The following is a 19,432-nucleotide window of genomic DNA, read 5'->3' as shown; positions in this document are numbered from 1 at the left end:
AGTAGGTGAAAAAATGTATACAAGTGCTATGTTAAAAGAAAAGCCAGTCGTTGTTCAAAGAGCTTTGTTTGATCATTATGCCAATTTAGGATTAAATGAAAAACAATTCGTTATCCTTATTAAATTGTTGGATCAAGAGAATGATCGTAACTTACAACCTCCATTAGAAGATATCCAACGTGGCACGACATTATCTATACAAGAAGTAAGTCATATCATTAATCAACTTTCTCAATTAAAAATTATAGACATTAAAATTGAAAAAGATGACCAACATAAATATAATGAATTCATATCATTTGATCCTATGTATGAACAACTCGCATTAATCAAAAACGAAGTAATGCAACAAGGTACAGTAGAAGATCAAAACTTACAATTCAAGAAACTATTCCAAGAATTCGAATCCACTTTCGGTCGACCATTAACACCATTAGAAGTGCAAACATTAAACCACTGGATTGATACTGATAAACATTCAAACGAACTCATTATGAGCGCACTTAACGAAGCGCATAGTTTAGATAAACTCAGCATCAAATATATCGACCGTATCTTATTGAACTGGAAGAAGAAGAACATCACGACTGTTGAATCTTCCAAAGAAGAAAGTGAAAAGTTTAATCAAACTAAAAAAGTAAAGCAAAATGTTAATTTAATCCCGACTTTTGATTGGGTAAATGGGGAGAATCCTTATGATAAGTAAAAAGAAAGCATTAGAAATGATGGATGTTATTGATGAAATGTTTCCAGATGCTGAATGTGAACTCGTTCATGATAATCCATTTGAACTAACAATCGCAGTATTACTTTCTGCACAGTGTACAGACGTACTCGTCAACAAAGTGACGAAATCGCTTTTTGAAAAGTATAAAACTCCTGAAGACTATTTAAATGTAAGTTTAGAAGAACTTCAAAATGACATTCGCTCAATCGGTTTATACCGCAATAAAGCTAAAAATATTCAAAAACTTTGTCAGTCATTGTTAGATAATTTTAATGGTGTCGTACCAAGTACACATCAAGAATTAGAATCATTAGCTGGTGTAGGGCGTAAAACAGCGAATGTTGTGATGAGTGTAGCATTCGGGGAACCATCATTAGCAGTAGACACACATGTAGAACGCGTATCTAAACGTCTTGCAATATGTAGAATTAAAGACAATGTGCGCCAAGTTGAAGATCGTTTATGTAGCATCATTCCAAGAGAAAGATGGACAAAAAGTCACCATCAGCTTATATTCTTTGGACGCTATCACTGTGTAGCACGTAAACCGAAATGTGAAGTATGTCCATTATTTGCAGATTGTAGAGAAGGGCAAAAACGATTAAAAGCTGGGTTAGTAAAGGTTGAAGGCGCATGATACAAAAAAATGATTTCATAGAACTTGAACAACAAATAGAACCACTTGTTAAAAATAAAAAGCTTAAAACAAATGAAGCACATCAATTGTTAGATCAATATTATCATTTGATCATTGCTTATATAGAACAAATCAATCAAATAGAAACGTTTGATATAGCGCATATCGAAGAATATCCAGTTATACCAATGAATTTTGAAGAACGCTACCACTATATAAACGAGAGAATATATCACTTTATGGGATATAGACAAATGGTAACATTGAAAGAAGAATTAATTAGAATGAACGCGAGATATCAGATTCAACTTAAAAGAGCCGCACAACGTGAAAGCGGAGAATAGAAAATATTATAATCAAAAAAGCATCACATCCTTTGCGGGATGTGATGCTTTTTCTATATCTTAGTCATCTTTCTCTTCTTTCGCAGCTTGTTTTGCTGCATCTGAGGTTGAACTACTATTGTCAGAGTCTGAATCTGAATCTTCGGATGTTGGTGTTTCTGTCGTTTGTTCTTCAGTTGTTACGTTCTGATTAGTAGATGACTGTTGTTGTGTATTATTTTGTTGTGTTGTAGATGAATTTGAATTCGTCTGTGGTTCATTTGTTGTTACATTATTATTATTATTTGAGAAGTTATAGTTATTTTGCTGATTACTACTATTACCAGAGCTAGGTGCTGAGCTTGATGTTGTATTATTGTCTTCATTACCTGCAACACTTAAGCTTTTACCGCTTCCTGTTACTGAATCTGGTTTTTCGAAGTCTGCACCGTCATAATTAGAGATTTCTGACATAACTTCATTGAATAATATTTGTGGTTTAATTTGTTCATCATGTCCTAAGAATGAGTTCTCACCGTATTCTTTAACTTTGTTGAAGCCCATCCATACTGACATAGTGTATTGTGGTGTATAACCTGTAATCCAAACGTCTTTCGCTGCATTTTCAGGTAATTGATATTCAGTATATACTTCATCACCATAAGTACCAGTACCTGTTTTAGCTGCTACGTTCACACCGTTAATGCCATATCCATAAGCTGAACCGTATGCTTGGAATGTTCCTTTCAGCATTTCAGTTAACATGTATGCTGTGTAATCTTCCATAGCTTTATGGCTTTCGCTTGAGAATTTGATTGTTTCATCATCTTGAGTGACAACTTTTCTAATTGATTTTGCTTCGTTATAAGTACCACCATTACCCATAGTCGCAAATGCTGACGCTAATTGAGTAGGGGAGAATTCTGATTGTGACCCACCCAGTACTTCTGAAGGTCCAATTTCATCTTTATAATTTAAATTCACTTTAGAAGCAAAGTCTTTAACTGCTTTTTCACCAGCGTTTTGGTTTGTTTCTTGCCAAGATTTCAATGCTGGAATGTTATATGATCTTGCTAATGCATCAGCCATTGTAACTGAGCCGTGACCTTGACCATCATAGTTCTTGAAGATACTACCATTGATATTATACTCGCTTTCATCTTGGAACTTATGGTTTGTCGCATATTGCATATTCTCAATTGCTGGACCATAGGCTAATATCGGTTTAAGTGATGAACCTGTAGGATGAACGTCTGTTGCTTGGTTTCTATCAACTACATCTTTGTAATCTTTACCACCACTGATACCGACTAATTTACCAGTCTTCGTATCTACTATAGATGAACCAGTAATTTGGTCTTTATTCTTGTAGAATGTACCGTTATCAACTGACTCTTGTAATGTTTTTTGAACATCTTTATCCATGTTTGTGTAGATTTTAAGACCGCTTGTCATAATATCATTTAATGATTGACCTTTGAACGCTTTGTTCTGAGTAATTTCTTGTTTAACGTAGTTAATATAAGAAGCGTACTCATTGTCAGGCGTATCAGTCATTGCATCGTTTCTTTCTTCAACTGTACGTTTAACTAAGTTCTTATCGATAGGTGTATCTTGTGCTTCTTTCATTTCTTTCTTAGTAATTCTACCGTGTCTTTCCATTAAATAAAGAACAGTGTCTTTACGTTTTTCAGCCGCTTCAGGATTATCATAAATGTTATATTGGTTTGGCACTTGTGGTAAACCTGCTAAGTAAGCTGTTTCAGCTAAGTTTAAATCTTTTAATTTCTTATTGAAGTAATATTTAGCTGCTGTTTGAGAACCGTAAATACCATCTGAGTAATAGATTTTGTTTAAGTACATTTCAAAGATTTCATCTTTTGAATATTCTTGTTCTAATCTATAAGAAAGGTAAGCTTCTTGAGCTTTTCTTTCGATGGATTTCTTATCTGTTAAGAATGAACGTTTTACAACTTGTTGTGTTAATGTAGATGCACCTTGTGAACCAAAGCCACCTGTAAAGTTCTTCATAACTGCTCCAGATAAACGTTTGTAGTCTAATGCACCATGATCGTAGAAGCGATTATCTTCAGTTGCGAGTACAGCATCTTTCATTTGGTCTGGAACATCGTCAAATTTAACATGTTCTCTCTTTTGTCCCATATAGAGGGTCGTGACAAGTTTATTATTTTTGTCATAAATTTTAGTTGGTAATTGGTCTTTAAGCGCACTTTCATTGAAAGCAGGAGCTTTCCAAGCATAATATGCAAATACGAGAACACCTATGATTACCATTGCTAAGAATGCTAGCACGAGAATACCGAACACCTTAATTATCGTCCTTTTGATATTCCTCTTCTTCTTAGGTTGTTCTTTACCATTTTTACTATTAGAAGCTTTTGATTGACTCATTTGAGCGCCTCACTTTCTGTTTTTATCAATTGATCAACTATTGTTATGTAGTTAATTCTTGGTTTAAATTGGATTGGTATTAAGTAACCATCAGTTTCAATCTCTTTAAGCGTGATGGACTTCTTGCCTCCAGATTTATATCTGTCCCAATATACCATAAACTTCCTAAAAGGCAATAAAAATACGCTATCATGATAGCTAAATTTTATCAACAAAAAACATATACCTTTTTGGTTTAATACTTGTTCCATATGTGATACTTGGTGATCGTGGATATTATTTAAAGGGAAACTTGTTTTATTTTTCGTTTCCTTAGCTTCAAAATCAATATAGTATCCATTATAAACACCGTTATAATCTGTTGTTGAAGGCTTTCTAAAATAAGCTTCTTTAATGACAGCTTTTTGTCTTTTAGGGTAGTCAACATCAACAATTTGAATAGGTGTCGGTTTCTTATGAATAACTGCTATATTTTCTAATCTGAAGTATTCATTGGATTTATCAATTTCCTCCTCTAATCTCATACCCCGTTTACCATATTGTATTCTACTATATTTAGGGTCATCTTGGATTGAGACTTTAGAAGTATTTTTTGTTACTTTTTTTCCGTTTGGATAATTCAAATTCATCACCTAGCTTCATATCATAAAACTCTAAATATTATACCTTATTTCATTATAAGTTACAAAAGTTTTTTATGATACATAAATATTCTAGAACTTTTCTAGTTATGTTATCATTTTATCGTGAGCACATTTAAAATACAAACTTCATTAATAGTAGGTGTAGCGATGATACAAGAACTTTTAAATAAATTAAATGACATGCTAGATATTTTCCAACATGCGAAGGACGATCATGAATACGACTTTTATAAAGATGTCGTACCATTTGTAGAACAAGTCGATGTTCTGCTAGACAAACTTGCTGTACATCAAGATGCCGTATTGAAATTACAATATATGAATGAACAGAAATTCCAACTCTTAATTAGTAACTACAAAGAATTGTCTGTAGAATGCCATTATAAACGTACAAGTAAGAAACTCTTCTTTGAAAAGCATAAAGCCGTACAACATGATTTAAATTATATTTATACCCATATAGGTGATTTATCATGACGTCTGTATATTTTACAGGATACAAACCGTTCGAACTGAATATTTTCAAAAATGATCAGGCTGAAGTAAAAGTCATCAAAGCATATCTTAAAGAAATCATTGAGCAAGAAATAGAAGAAGGTATGGAGTGGGTCATCATTTCAGGTCAATTAGGATTTGAGCTTTGGGCAGCAGAAGTGACAATTGAAATGAAAAATAAATTCCCTCAATTGAAACTTGCGATATTGACACCATTTTTAAACCATTATAATAAATGGAACGAAACAAACCAACAAGCTTACCAAAATATTGTTACACATGCAGACTATGTCAATGCGATTCATCAAAGTGAGTATCAAGGTGGGTTCCAATTTCAACAAGCCAATGAATTTATACTCGATAATACGGATAAGACGATATTATTTTATGATGATGAACAAGAAGCATCACCTAAATACTTCAAAAGTAAGTTAGTTGATTTTGCTGAAAAGACAAACTATACTTATAATGTTATTACATTCATGGATTTACAAGACTTTATGGAATTTAATTATAATAATGACAACGAATCATATTAAATGAGGTGTAAAAATGGCTGATGTAACATTAAAGCTATCTGCAAAAGATATTTATGAAAAGGAATTTGAAAGAGGTTTAAGAGGTTTCAAAACTGAAGAAGTAGATGCTTTTTTAGATGACATTATTTCAGACTATCAAAAAATGGCTGAATTAAATAACGAAGTCATCAAATTAACAGAAGAAAATTCTAAACTTAAAAAAGAAATCGAACAGTTAAGAATCCGTGTCGCGTCAGGCAGACCACAAGGTTCTCAACAATACAATTCTAATAATGTAGATATCTTGAAACGAATTTCTAATCTTGAAAAAGCAGTATTTGGCGAATAAATGATAGTTATTTAACGCTGTTTATGCTATAATTCTTTGTTGAGTGGTATTTCGGATAATCGCTACGTTAAGTAGAGGAAAGTCCATGCTCACACATTCTGAGATGAATGTAGTGTTCGTGCTTGGCGAAACAATAAGCCAGGGCAATTAATTGACGGCAACGAAATAACCTAAGTTAGTAATAATATGGTTAAAGTAGTTTGAAAGTGCCACAGTGACGTAGCTTTTACAGAAATGTAAAAGGTGGAACGCGGTAAACCCCTCGAGTGAGCAATCCAAAATTGGTAGGAGCACTTCTTTGACGGAAATGAACGGAATAAGAAGGTATGTAATCATACAGACAGATGATTATCACTGGCGTACGAGTGTAACTAGTACACGTTAGCAGTACTAAAGGACAAAACATGGCTTACAGATTTATCACTTACTAGTGTCGCTCTCCCAAGTAGGAGAGCTTTTTATTTGTAAATAATTATAATTTAAATATAAAGGAGTATATGCATGTATCAATTACTCGCTACTAGTCCAATGGGATTAGAATCAATTGTTGCTAGAGAAGTTCAAGAATTAGGATATGAAACAAAAGTAGAAAACGGTCGCGTACTTTTTGAAGGTGATGAAACAGCAATCGTTAAATCAAATTTATGGTTAAGAACTGCTGACAGAGTCAAAATCGTAGTAGGACGTTTCCATGCAACAACTTTTGACGAATTATTCGAAAAGACGAAATCATTACCATGGGAAGATGTAATTGGCGCTCAAGGTATGTTCCCAGTTCAAGGTAAAAGTGTTAAATCTAAATTATTCAGCGTATCCGACTGTCAAGCAATCGTTAAAAAAGCGATAGTTGAGAGATTGAAACATGCGTATCAAATTAAAGGTTGGATCGATGAAACAGGTAGTAAATACCAAGTTGAAGTATCATTGCTGAAAGACGAAGCTTTATTAACAATCGACACTTCAGGTTCAGGACTTCATAAAAGAGGTTACCGTTTAGCACAAGGTGACGCACCAATGAAAGAAACATTAGCTGCAGCACTTGTAAGATTAACAAACTGGAGCGGTGAAACACCATTTATCGATCCATTCTGTGGTTCAGGTACACTTGCAATAGAAGCAGCACTCATCGCTCAAAATATTGCACCAGGATTTAACCGTGATTTTGCGAGTGAAGATTGGGATATCATACCAGAAGGATTATATGACCAATTAAGACAAGAAGCAGATGATGCGGCATTATATGATAAAGAAATTAATATCATAGCAAGTGATATCGATCCTAAAATGGTTGAAATTGCGAAAGACAACGCAACAGAAGTTGGGTTAGGGGACATCATTCAATTTAAAGTCCAAGATGTTCATAACCTAGAAGTACCAGAAGGACCCGTTTCAATAATCGGGAACCCACCATATGGCGAACGTATCGGTGAACGAAGTGAAGTAGAAGCAATGTACAAACACTTAGGCGAAATCATGAAACAAAACGACCAAGCATCATTATATATGCTTACAAGCTATAAAGAATTTGAACCATTAGTAGGTAAGAAAGCCACAAAAAGAAGAAAACTCTTTAACGGCTATATCGAATGTACGTACTATCAATATTGGGGCAAACGAAATAAATAGATAGTAGGAAAGAGGAAACCACCTGCAGAGCAGGTGGTTTTTTGGTTTGGAGAAAGGTGGGGGATGTATGGTTTGGACTAGATCTAATATCTCTTGGCTTAAGTAGGGAGTTAAGCTATGACTTGGACAATCTCTTGGCTTAATTATGGCGTTAAGCCAAGACTCAGCTAACCTCCATACTTATCCAACATATTAGCCAAGAGATATTCATTACAAACACCACCCCCAAACCCCACAAAAAAAGACTGGCAACGCATCTTCTAAAGATTTGTTGCCAGTCTTCCTATTATTCATCATTGTATGAAGGTTCTAAGTTAAATATATTAATTTAGTTTTACCAAAGCTTGCCTTCTCCTATTCCTTTGGCTCCTGGTGCTGGATCTGTGAACATTTGTCCGATAGGGACTGTATATGCGATTAAGATAAGCAATACTGTCACGATGATTAAGAATCTCCAGTTCTCAACAAATTTAATGACTGGTTGTTCTTCGTCCAATGCTTCTGATACTGGATATTCTTCTTCGCCTTTAGGTGATAAGAAGGCTAAGTGTATAAACACCATTACGACTAATATTATAGAAATAAATAAAATTGTTCCCCCAACTGCTTGTAGTACTTGATATGGTATCCATTCAGCAGCTTGTTTAGCACCGCCATATTCTGAATATGTTGATCTTCTTGGTGCACCTTTTACTAATCCAACATAGTGCATCGCGCCACTCATAATTGTCATACCGATTGCCCAAGTATAACCTTGCATAAGTGCTAATTTATTTGTGAATTTAGTTAGTTTTCTACCTGTACAATGAGGTATTAACCAGTACATAATTCCGAAGAATGTCATGATGACTGCTGAAGCGATTGTTAAATGGAAGTGTCCAGTTACCCAAATTGTATTATGAATTAATCCGTTCATTTGTGCAGATGCGTTTACTAAACCACCTGCGCCACCTGGGATAAAGGCTAACATACCTAAGAATGGTAATACGAATCTTGCGTCATTCCATGGTAAAGATTTAAACCATGTGAATAATCCTTTATAGCCTTTAGAACGTCCGTAATTTTCAAATGTTGCAAACAGACTAAATGCTGTCATCATTGAAGGTATGACAACCATAAATGTTAATACAACTTGTAAGTATTTCCATGTATCATCAATACCTGGTTCAACTAATTGGTGGTGTATCCCAACTGGAATACTGAAGAATAAGAATAGCATAAATGACATTCTTGCTAAGTTGTCAGAGAATGCTTTTGCACCGATAATCTTTGGCACAATTGCATACCAACACATGTAAGCTGGTAACAACCAGAAATAAACAAGTGCATGACCAAAATACCAAAATAATGTTCTACTTAATGTTACGTCTACTCTTTCAACTAAACCTAATGACCAAGGAATTAATTGAAGAAGTACTGTCGCAGCAACACCTAATGAACATACAATCCACATTACCCCGTTAATAGCTACCATGTAGCTTAGTAGGGGAGATTTCTTACCTGGATTCTTCTTCTTAAATTCTACATATTTTAAAATTTGTCCAACTGTAGAAATCCAGCTACCTACAACAACAAGCGCCATACCAATATAGAAAATAGCATGTGCTTTTAATGGTGCATAAAAAGTATATAAAACAGTGGCTTTGTTTAATAGAACCATTGTTGCTGCCATGAGCGTTCCAATAATCATTACCCAAAATCCAACCCAACCGAACTTTCTTTGTACAGACGTTAAATGTCCAGATGTCTTAGCTACTGCAGAAAATTGAAAGCCTAAGATAAAGAAAGTTGTCAGTACTAATGCTAATACGATACCGTGCACTGTTAAGATTTGATAATAAGAAATTTGTTTAGGTAATTGTAAATATCCTGATCTTACTAATGTTTGTAACAAACCTGCTAATCCACCAAGGACTAAACAACCAATAGCTACATACATATGCGCCATCACAAGTCTGCTATCATTCTTATTTAATCGTGTTATCATTTTTTATCCACAACCTTTATCATCGACTTCATATCTGCATGTCCGATACCACAATATTCATTACAGATGATTAAATATTCGCGTTTCTCATTGAATGTCTTGTAATATTCACTAATATGTCCAGGTTCTAACATCATGTTGACGTTTGTGCCTGGTAAACTAAATCCATGCAAAGTATCTTTACTTGTCGCAATGATTTTTACTTTTGAACCTTTAGGAATTTCGACTTTACCCGGCTGATAATTGAAAGCTGAAGCAAGAATAACTAATTCATAGTCGTAATCTTTGCCGCTAACTTTGTGTAAACCTGGTTTGTTGAAAGGTTCGATTTGATCGACTTTATCAGGATTAACATAGTCTCTACCAGAAGCGGCTGGCGTGTGTCCATTATGCAAACCTGTAATCATCAAAATTGTTAAGAAAATGACTAATGAGCTAATGCCGACTTTTAGCCATACTTTTTCGTATTTATGCACAGATTTCACCCCTTAAATTCTTACTAAAAATAAAATAAAACAAATTACCCATAATACTGCAAAGATGCCTCCCAATGTGAAAACTGAATACAGTGTGCCTCTTAAATCCAGATCATCATGAGAGTGGTCATCAGTCTTCTTGTTTAGGTCATTATTTTGGACTGTCATTTTATTCATCCTTTCTTATATTCTCTTCATTATTTATAATAGAATAGAGATTAAATAATTAATGTGATGTAAATCACACTATTTAAATTATTTGTGTAAAAATAAAGGGGAATTAAAATGGATCGTAATCAAGCATCATTAGATTTACTTTATAAATTAAAAAAAGAAATTGAAAAGTCATCTAACCAACCATTAATTAAACAAATCAATGAAATGATTAAAAAAATATATAACGAACAATATACAGTGAGTTTTGTCGGACATTTTTCAGCAGGGAAATCTACATTAATTAATAAAGTTATCGGACAAAATATATTACCAAGTTCTCCTGTCCCTACGACAAGCAACACAGCACAACTGATTTCTTCAGATAAAAACAGCATTTCCGTTAATTTAAACAACAATCAATATACAGTTGTAGATAATCAAGAAGATGTTAAAAGGCTTAACACTGAAGATAGAGAAGTGGAATCTATCGAAATTGAATTTACATCAGATAAATTCAATAAAGGCTTTACTTTTCAAGATACACCTGGTGTCGATTCAATGAGTGACAATCATAGAGAAAGTGCTTTTCAATATTTGCTGACATCTAATTATGTATTTTATACAGTCGACTATAATCATGTGCAGTCGGATATGAATTTTAATTTTATTAAATCGTTAAACAAGCTGGATATTCCGGTTATATTGGTCGTCAACCAAGTCGATAAACATGACGAAGATGAAATCTCATTTGATACATATAAAAATCGCGTTAACAAAGCCGTTACAGATTGGAAACTGAATTTAGAGAAGATATTTTATGTTTCTAAATATGATACGCCGAACAATGAGAAGCAGTTATTTAATCAATATATCCATCAGCTTGATCAACAACGTACGGAACACCAAGTATTTATTGACCGTGTGACGAATTACATTAAACAAGAACAGCTGAAATATATTAATCAACATATGGAAACGATTCTTTCTGATATTGATTCTACTGAAGAAACATTTGATGACGATTATCAAGCATACAAAGAGAAATTCAACGTCCAAAGTGAACAATCATTAATTCAAGATAAAGATCAGTTCACTTCAAATTTAAAAGAAAAGCGCAAAGAAATTTTAGATAACGCTTATTTGATGCCATATGAAATGCGAGAAACGATTCGTCAATATTTAGAAACAACGGCTAAGGACTATAAAGTTAAAGGATTATTTAATAAAGATAAGAAGAAAGCGATGATTCAAGATGAAACGCTTGAACAAGTGAAAGAAGCTTTAGACATCAAAATTCACGATGAAATTACGAAAGTATGGATTAAATCATTAGAGAACTTGAACAAATACATTCAAGATGCGGACTTATTCGAGAAAATCATCAACCAGCAATATACGATTAGTAAAGAAGAATTAAGTGATCATGTACAAGAGCAAACATCGATTACAAATGATTACGTGTTAATTTATTCTAAAGGCATTACAGAAATGATTAATCGAAAAATACGCAATGAAACAAATCAATTAATAGAAGAAATCGTTAATTCGAGTGAAGTGCATAACGAGTCTAATGAAGAAACGAATCAATTGAATGAATATGAAACATATGTTGAATTTAAGAATTTAAAAACATCACTTATCACAAACAATTATCAACATTATTATATTCATCTTGATGAATCTATCGATAAATTAATAGATAGACATTTCATTAATATAAATGAGCTTGACCTAGAAGATAAGAAAGAAGCGAAACAACAATACAAAGAAGTTCAAACGGAACATCAAGAAAATAACTTGCAACAACTTAAAGATCAAATCAATCATTTAAAGAAACTGCCTTTATTTGAAGGTGAAGTGCATAACATTGAAAGCCAAGTTGAAAGAATAGAGAATAACATCACAAAGATTGCTGTATTTGGAACATTTAGTGCAGGTAAGAGTAGTTTAATTAATGCTATTTTACAAAAGCCAGTGCTACTAAGTTCACCGAATCCAACGACAGCAAGTATTACTGAAATTAGCTACGGTACTGAACAAGAAGTGACATTTAAGACTTATGAGCAATTATTAGAAGAGATTAATCATATAACAGAGTTCGCCAATAAACAGTACTCAACAATTGAATCATTCATTGACGATAAAGATATTAAACAACATGCATCATTATCTAGTAATCATTTAGCATTCTTTGAAGCAATCGAGACGAACTTTAATCATTACAAAGATATCTTAAAAGAAGGCAAATCTGTCGCATTCGATATAGAAGAATTAGAAAAGTTAACAGCTGATGATACACATGCTGCATTTGTACACAAAATTAATTTAAGACTTGAAGAAGAATGGTTAAAAGACAAGATTATAATCGATTCACCAGGTCTTAATTCTAATAACCAAAGACATACGAGAGAGACTGAACAAATTATTGCATCAAGTGACTTAATTATTTATGTGAGTTATTATAATCATGCCTTTACTGATAAAGACGGTGAGTTCTTAACTTATATGCGTGATATGAATAATTTACAACAATCACAAGGTTTGAAATTTGTTATTAACGCCATTGATTTAGCAGAATCTGAAGAAGATAAACAAGCTGTTATATCTTACGTAGAATCATCATTAGATGCATTGAACATCAAACCAGAATGTTATCCAGTTTCAAGTAAACAAGCACTGAAATCACATGATGACGAGTTCAAACGACTTATGAACGCGTTAGATCACTTTGTTAAAGTTGAAAGTAAGCAAGTTCTAAAGTCACAAGTAGAATCTAGAATTAAACAACTGACGAATGAATTAGAACAAATGGTGCATACGTATAGACAAGATAAAGTACAACTTGAAAAGAGAAAATCAACTTTACTCAGTTATAAAGATAAACAGAACTTCACAAATCAAATTGTGATTAAATCACATCATCAACTGGAAAAAGAAATTCACGATCAACTGTATTACTTGAAAGACAGATTGAATATACAATTAAATGATATCGTCAAAAAACATTTCAATACATCGACCGTTACGGATCAATTTAAACAATCTCTTCAAATGAGTACGAAATATTATGTAGATGATTTAAATCAGAAATTAAGTTTGGAAAGCTCGCTTATCGTAGAAAGATTAAAGAATTTTTATGCGAGAACATTTGATGATTTATTAACACCAACAATTGTTGAATTAAATGATGCTTCTATTTTAATCTCTAAGTTTAAACATGAGTTTGAAAATGAAATTAATCCAGAACCGATTAGCATTCACGTTCAAGATATTGCGAAACAAACAATCAGTTCGGTGAGTAAGAAAGATTTAATTAAGACATCTAAAGTAAAAGAAACGCAAAATGCAATTTTAAATGATACAATGAAGCTTATCGACCATCCAATCGTGACGTTTAATGAAGCGTTAACTAATAATTTGGCACATTATGATACAATAGGTGAGTCGTACATCGATCAATATAATCAAGAGACGATTCATCTTATTGAAGATTACTTGTCTGTAAATATTGATAATGATGTCATAGAAAAAATCGAAAACGTCTTAAAAGAGATATAAAGGAGCATAATATGAGTAACAAAATATTATTAATAGATGGTATGGCTTTATTATTTAGACATTTTTATGCAACAAGCATTCATAAACAGTTTATGAGAGATTCTAAAGGAATTCCTACGAATGCTGTACAAGGATTTATTAGACATTCTTATACAGTAATCAATGATATTAAACCGACACATGTTGCCGTATGTTGGGATATGGGATCTAAGACTTTCAGAAATGATATGTTTGAAGCATATAAATCAAATAGAGTTGCACCACCTGAAGAAATGATTCCACAATTTGACCGAGCGAAAGAAATCGCTGAGAAATTAGGACTACTCAATTTAGGTATTACGAATTATGAAGCGGATGATGTCATTGGGACAATTAGTAAACGCGCTCAAGAAAAAGGGCATGAAACATATGTCGTGAGTGGTGACCGAGACTTATTACAATGTATAAATACAGATGTTGATATATGGCTGACGAAAAAAGGATTCAATATTTACAATAAATATGATATTCATAAGTTTAGAGAAGAATATGGTTTAGAGCCACATCAATTAGTAGATGTTAAAGCATTTATGGGTGACACAGCTGATGGTTATCCAGGTGTTAAAGGTATCGGTGAGAAAACAGCGATTAAATTGATACAACAATATCAATCTGTTGAAAATGTTCTTGAAAACATTAACGAATTAACAGCAGGACAACAAAAGAAAATCATCACGTATCGAGATGACTTAGCAATGTCGAAACAACTTGCTCAAATTCATACAGATGTACCATTAGAAACAGAAGATTTACTGAATCAAATGACATATCATCATGAAATCGAACAATCTATCGAAATCTGTAATGAACATGAATTATTCGTATCAAGTAAATATTTAACTACGAACTTCTTATAATTAAACGCAAAAAGCATATCACGCGCCGTCGTGATATGCTTTTTATTTATGCTTTAATTGTTTTCTTAAGGCAGTTTGTGCCAATTGATTGGCTTCTTTATTTTGAGCTCGTGGAATCCACTTTACAAATATTAAATCAAATTGACGTTCTAATTCTTTAAATAGCTCGAAATAGGGTTTGAACGTAGGATTTTTGACAAAATCTTTATCAATACTATCTGCAATTAATTTCGAATCTGTATAAATCAACGCATTACCAACTTCTAATTCAATCGCATGTTGTATAGAGAAGATTAACGCTTCCCATTCAGCACGATGATTATCCATTTCACCTATATATGAAGTAAAATGATGTCTCGCATCATCCGTAATAATGACGCATGCACAACAACTCTCTCCAGGATTGCCTTTAGAAGAGGCGTCAAAATATATTTGCGGCATTTCAATCAACTCTTTCAAATTATTTACCTTCTCATCTAATTTACACGAACGATAAACAGACTTCAATAAATGGTCATAATATCTTTAATTCAGACTTAATAATTCTTCATCAAAATTGTACATAATATTACAAGTTGTAAAAATAGTATATATAAATTATAAAGTTATGGATAAATAGTATTTGAAATTGACATTAAAAGTGATATACTAATTCAGAACGAAATATAATTTTGTTCATATCTTATGTGTGGATAATCTTAACGGAAGGAGAGTTAGTTTCGCACGACCATTCACATATTAATAGTGTGCACTTCACTCATATATCTGAGATTCATTAATAGAATATATACTGAACACATTACTAATGAGATAGAGACAAAATAGTAACGGGGGAAACTCAGCCATAAGTAAAGTTGCCTTTTATGAAATTTTATAGTAAAGGGGCTTGCTAATGGATAAGCAACGGAAATTACAGAAGTTTAGTATCCGTAAGTACACGGTAGGAACGTGTTCGATACTAATCGGTACGCTTATATTCTTAGGCTTACCAACTCACGATGCATTTGCATCTGAAAATGTAATTCAAAAACATGCACAAGAAGAAAAAGCAGAAGGCAAATCAACAGATCCAGTTGAAGAAGCATCTGCAATCGAAGAATCATCAAATGTAGAAGAAACTAAAGAAATCGGTACAGCGGAAACACCAGCAGAACAACCACAAGAAGAAGCAACTACCGAAGCACCTGCAGTTGATGAAACAACACAAGATACAACAACTAACGAAGAATCAACTACAGAAGATAAATCAACTACAGAAGAAGCATCAACAGAAGAAGCAACAAAAGTTGATACAGTAGCACCAGAAGCTGCTAAAGTTGAAACTGCTGAAAAAGCAGAACAACCAAAAGCTGAATCAACAGAAGTAGCTAAAGAAGAAACTACTACTGAAGCAGCAACAGAAACTGCAGAACCAGCAGTTAATACTGTAGATGCAGTACAACCAGCAAGTGTTGAAGAAACACCTGCAGTAGATACACCGACAGTAGAAGCAACAGTTACAAATACAATTTCTGATGTAGATACAAGCAGCGTGTCATCTAAATCACTTGAAGACATTGTTAATGATCAAAACAAAGACAAAGTCGAAGCAACAACATTAGAACAACCTTCAAGACAAGCACCAAGATCAGGTGAAAGTTATGGAAGTGTGTTTAGAGCAGCAGAGCTTCAAACACGTAATGTAAGTAACTGGGTTGAGTACTTTAGAGCACTTGAAGACAAAAATGTTGGAACAATCAATTTCACTCAAGATATCTCAATGCCTGCTTCTACAAGAGGACCAGCAGGTGCAAAATATAATCACATTACATTAAGTAACAATCCAAGAGCGATAACTGTTAACTTAAATGGTCACGTATTCGATGCTAAAGATAACTTCATTGAAGTACCTGCAAATGGTAATAACCAACCAGCTTGGAATTTCACATTTAATAATGGTGAAATCAGAACAGCTAGTAGAACAAACAATGCAGCTGGCGGGAAAACAATGGTATTTTCGAGTTCAAAAATGGTTCACACGATCATGTGCTTAATTTAAGAAACATTACACATACTGGTGGAACATTAATTAATGACGATAAATTAGAAGTTAACTTACTAGAATCATTCACAAGTCATAACAATGGTGAAAGTGGTAAAGACAAAAACATTACTATCGGTGCAAATGTTATTAGATCATCTGAAAATAGTACTATCAACATGGATATGAGTACTAAAGGTAAAATCTTTAAAGTTTACGGAAGTAACAATAACCCAACTAATGCAAGAAAATACATCAACGGTAACCTTTCATTTGGTCATCATTCAACAGTTACTTTAAATACTTCATCAGAAAATCCATTTGATGAATATAATGCACATACAATCTTCTCAACTGAAGGAGATGGGGTCCGTATTGTTTTAGGTAACGATAGTACGATTAATTTAACTGGACAAGATATTTTTAGTTATGGTGTTGGCCAAGGATTAGGTAGTGACGGAGAATATGGTATGTTAAATACCGGACAAAGAACTACTATCAATATCAAGCAAAAAGGTAATGGTAACATTATAAACATGCACGGTGGTTCAGTTGTCAATATAGAAAGAGATGCCGTGTTCAATGCTGTATCTGAAAATAAACTAAATGGAGATGCTAGAAAAAATAACCTTATTGGTTTGAACTCTAACTCTACATTTAATGTACATGAAAATGCTGTATTTAAAGTTGATGCTAGAAACCATCAGATTGATGATAAAGGTAAAAAAGGTGGTAACAACCCTGTTATGACTTTACCTGTATCTGGTGCAACAAAATCAGCAGTAATTCTTAAAGAGAATTCAACTTTTGATATTAAATCAGATAATCCAGATTATCATTCTGAATTAATTGGATTTGGTAATGTTGGTGGCGGAAATGGTGAAAGAGGTATCTTCATTGAAGGTACAGTGAAATACTTCAACTTGCAACGTACTGGCATTGTTTCAGGTGGTGACGCAGGAACATACTTCCAACCTACTGGTAATGTGACACTTATATATGGAGATCTTACTAAAGACAATGTGCTTAAATGGTCTGGTAATCATGAGGTAAGAACTTGGGATGCTCGCCAGTTTAGTGGAAAAGGTATGTACGATTCAGATATTGATAGTAATGTTTCGCATATTTGGGAAAACATCTCAAATTTCTCATCAGTTGTAGCTGGTAAACACACAAAATCAGGTTCTACTACTGTAAACGAAGGAAAATCAACGCTTGAAAGTAATAACGGTTTATCAATTAAAGATCTTGATCTCGGTAGTAACCAACGTTTCTTATTGATTGGTAACACGGATGCCAAAGCAAATGATCCGAATTACGGAGAAGAATATAAAGAAACAAGTCCAGGTACTGCTACTGAATTACCTATTACTACACCTGAAAATAAACCATTACCAACTAACACGACATTCAAAATTCCGAAAGATGCTACACTTCCGACTGGATGGAAAATTTCAGTTGATAACGATGGTAAAGTAACTGCTACACCTCCGGTTGATGCTCAAAAAGGTGATACAGTTGATATTCCGGTTGAAATTACTTACCCGGATGGTTCTAAAGATACTGCTACTGCCAAAGTTAAAGTAGTTAAGAAAGATGCTCATGAGTATAATCCAAATTATGATTTTAATCCAAAAGAAACGAAACCTGGTATAGCTGTTAATATTCCGCTTACTACACCTGAAAACAAACCATTACCAGATAATACGACATTCAAAATTCCAAAAAATGTTATTATTCCGGATGGTTGGACATTTTCATTTGATGATAAGGGTAATATAACTATTACACCTTCGGCTGATGCGAAAACTAATCATACTTATGATTTTCCGGTTGAAATTACTTACCCAGACGGTTCTACTGAAATCGTTCCTGTTAAAGTTGTAGTCGAAAAACCTGCTGACAAACCAGCTGGTAAGACTCAAGCTGATGACAATACACCTGGATATGGTTCTAAAGATCAAGGTCCAACTCCAGTTAAACCTGGTACATCAACTCATATCCCACAAACTGGTGATAAAGAGTTACCACCTGGTACGAAGTTTGAAGTACCTTCAGACAAAGTTCCAATTGGATGGACTGTAACTGTAGATCCTAACACTGGTGACATTACAGTTGTTCCACCTAAGAATGTAACACCTGGTACTAAAGTTGATATTCCAGTAACTGTTACTTACCCTGATGGTTCTAAACAAACTGTAACTGTTGGTGTTGTAGTTGAAAAAGCTTCTGATAACACAGATGCTGGTTCTAGCAATATGAATGGTATGGATAGCAAAGCTGCTGATCATGCTGGACATATGGCACAAACTGAACAACAACAAAGCACTAATGGTATGGAAAGTTCTAAAGATAACATGATGAATAAAGATAGCAAAGAACAAGCAAAAGTATTACCAGACACTGGTGAAACACCTGCTGAAAATGCTACTTTATTCGGAAGCTTATTCGCAGGACTTGGCTCATTATTCTTATTCGGTCGTCGTAAAAAAGAAGAAGAAGAACAATAAAATATAATGAGTAATAAGAGTCTGGAACATTAATGTTCCAGACTCTTCATTTTTAATTTTATTTAAAATAAAATGATTATTTTCATTTTTGTCTATAC

Annotated in this window: 16 protein-coding genes and 1 other RNA gene; 12 read left to right on the top strand and 5 right to left on the bottom strand. The window is 33.5% G+C overall.

Annotated elements, in window-relative coordinates; all coding sequences use genetic code 11:
* Positions 1-13 precede the first annotated feature (13 nt).
* From LQ611_RS00680 to LQ611_RS00670, 3 genes are read left to right on the top strand one after another with little or no spacing between them, the layout of a single operon-like run.
* Positions 14-706, top strand: coding sequence for a DnaD domain-containing protein (locus tag LQ611_RS00680; RefSeq protein ID WP_103361640.1), 693 nt, complete (start codon positions 14-16; stop codon positions 704-706).
* Positions 696-1,364 (top strand): endonuclease III, encoded by a 669-nt coding sequence (gene nth, locus LQ611_RS00675; protein WP_025905489.1) that lies wholly within the window; start codon positions 696-698, stop codon positions 1,362-1,364. The genes LQ611_RS00680 and nth overlap by 11 nt, the downstream gene beginning before the upstream one ends.
* Positions 1,361-1,708, top strand: a complete 348-nt coding sequence (locus LQ611_RS00670) for a YpoC family protein (RefSeq protein ID WP_107591060.1) — start codon at positions 1,361-1,363, stop codon at positions 1,706-1,708. Before nth ends, LQ611_RS00670 begins: the two co-directional genes overlap by 4 nt.
* Positions 1,709-1,768: 60 nt before the next feature.
* Here LQ611_RS00670 and LQ611_RS00665 read toward each other — a convergent pair whose 3' ends face one another.
* Both LQ611_RS00665 and recU read right to left on the bottom strand, forming a co-directional pair.
* Complete coding sequence (locus tag LQ611_RS00665; protein WP_107566020.1) at positions 1,769-4,099, bottom strand: transglycosylase domain-containing protein; 2,331 nt, start codon at positions 4,097-4,099, stop codon at positions 1,769-1,771.
* Positions 4,096-4,722 (bottom strand): Holliday junction resolvase RecU, encoded by a 627-nt coding sequence (gene recU, locus LQ611_RS00660; protein WP_037588134.1) that lies wholly within the window; start codon positions 4,720-4,722, stop codon positions 4,096-4,098. The genes LQ611_RS00665 and recU overlap by 4 nt, the downstream gene beginning before the upstream one ends.
* Positions 4,723-4,890: 168 nt before the next feature.
* On the opposite strand from recU, the gene LQ611_RS00655 reads away from it, so the two are divergent.
* The 5 genes from LQ611_RS00655 (at position 4,891) to LQ611_RS00635 (ending at position 7,731) form a co-directional block, all read left to right on the top strand.
* On the top strand, positions 4,891-5,220 hold the full coding sequence (locus tag LQ611_RS00655; protein ID WP_107566021.1) for a DUF1798 family protein: 330 nt from the start codon (positions 4,891-4,893) through the stop codon (positions 5,218-5,220).
* Positions 5,214-5,777 carry an SLOG family protein gene (locus LQ611_RS00650; protein WP_182461918.1) on the top strand — a complete coding sequence of 188 codons (564 nt, stop codon included), beginning with the start codon at positions 5,214-5,216 and terminating at the stop codon, positions 5,775-5,777. The genes LQ611_RS00655 and LQ611_RS00650 overlap by 7 nt, the downstream gene beginning before the upstream one ends.
* A gap of 13 nt (positions 5,778-5,790) precedes the next feature.
* Positions 5,791-6,105: a cell division regulator GpsB gene (gene gpsB / locus LQ611_RS00645; protein WP_025905495.1), complete on the top strand. Its 315-nt coding sequence runs from the start codon at positions 5,791-5,793 to the stop codon at positions 6,103-6,105.
* Between the two features lie 47 nt (positions 6,106-6,152).
* An RNA gene (gene rnpB / locus LQ611_RS00640) (RNase P RNA component class B) lies at positions 6,153-6,522 on the top strand.
* 84 nt (positions 6,523-6,606) lie between these two features.
* Positions 6,607-7,731: a THUMP domain-containing class I SAM-dependent RNA methyltransferase gene (locus LQ611_RS00635; RefSeq protein ID WP_025905496.1), complete on the top strand. Its 1,125-nt coding sequence runs from the start codon at positions 6,607-6,609 to the stop codon at positions 7,729-7,731.
* 334 nt (positions 7,732-8,065) lie between these two features.
* Here LQ611_RS00635 and LQ611_RS00630 read toward each other — a convergent pair whose 3' ends face one another.
* Both LQ611_RS00630 and LQ611_RS00625 read right to left on the bottom strand, forming a co-directional pair.
* The gene (locus tag LQ611_RS00630; RefSeq protein ID WP_119489233.1) at positions 8,066-9,718 is read right to left on the bottom strand and encodes a b(o/a)3-type cytochrome-c oxidase subunit 1; all 1,653 of its coding nucleotides are present in this window, start codon (positions 9,716-9,718) and stop codon (positions 8,066-8,068) included.
* The gene (locus LQ611_RS00625; protein ID WP_103361643.1) at positions 9,715-10,194 is read right to left on the bottom strand and encodes a cupredoxin domain-containing protein; all 480 of its coding nucleotides are present in this window, start codon (positions 10,192-10,194) and stop codon (positions 9,715-9,717) included. Before LQ611_RS00625 ends, LQ611_RS00630 begins: the two co-directional genes overlap by 4 nt.
* A 285-nt stretch (positions 10,195-10,479) precedes the next feature.
* Here LQ611_RS00625 and LQ611_RS00620 point away from each other — a divergent pair, with 285 nt between their 5' ends.
* Positions 10,480-13,908 carry a dynamin family protein gene (locus tag LQ611_RS00620; RefSeq protein ID WP_119489230.1) on the top strand — a complete coding sequence of 1,143 codons (3,429 nt, stop codon included), beginning with the start codon at positions 10,480-10,482 and terminating at the stop codon, positions 13,906-13,908.
* An 11-nt stretch (positions 13,909-13,919) separates the two neighbouring features.
* Entirely contained in the window at positions 13,920-14,804 is an 885-nt protein-coding gene (locus LQ611_RS00615; RefSeq protein ID WP_103361645.1) for a 5'-3' exonuclease, read from the top strand.
* 42 nt (positions 14,805-14,846) lie between these two features.
* On the opposite strand, the gene LQ611_RS00610 is transcribed toward LQ611_RS00615, so the two are convergent.
* Positions 14,847-15,245 carry a ribonuclease HI family protein gene (locus LQ611_RS00610; protein ID WP_107572883.1) on the bottom strand — a complete coding sequence of 133 codons (399 nt, stop codon included), beginning with the start codon at positions 15,243-15,245 and terminating at the stop codon, positions 14,847-14,849.
* 451 nt (positions 15,246-15,696) lie between these two features.
* Between LQ611_RS00610 and LQ611_RS00605 the strand changes: the two genes are divergently transcribed.
* Together LQ611_RS00605 and LQ611_RS14185 are read left to right on the top strand one after the other, a co-directional pair.
* Entirely contained in the window at positions 15,697-16,842 is a 1,146-nt protein-coding gene (locus LQ611_RS00605; protein ID WP_107572878.1) for a pectate lyase-like adhesive domain-containing protein, read from the top strand.
* On the top strand, positions 16,830-19,334 hold the full coding sequence (locus tag LQ611_RS14185; RefSeq protein WP_158259022.1) for a YPDG domain-containing protein: 2,505 nt from the start codon (positions 16,830-16,832) through the stop codon (positions 19,332-19,334). The genes LQ611_RS00605 and LQ611_RS14185 overlap by 13 nt, the downstream gene beginning before the upstream one ends.
* Positions 19,335-19,432 lie beyond the last annotated feature (98 nt).

The sequence above is a fragment of the Mammaliicoccus sp. L-M44 genome, from assembly GCF_022386355.1.
GTDB classification, from domain to species: Bacteria; Bacillota; Bacilli; order Staphylococcales; family Staphylococcaceae; genus Mammaliicoccus; species Mammaliicoccus sciuri_A.
The sequence above is the reverse complement of the archived record's forward strand: the minus strand, read 5'-3'. Positions and strand labels throughout refer to the sequence as shown.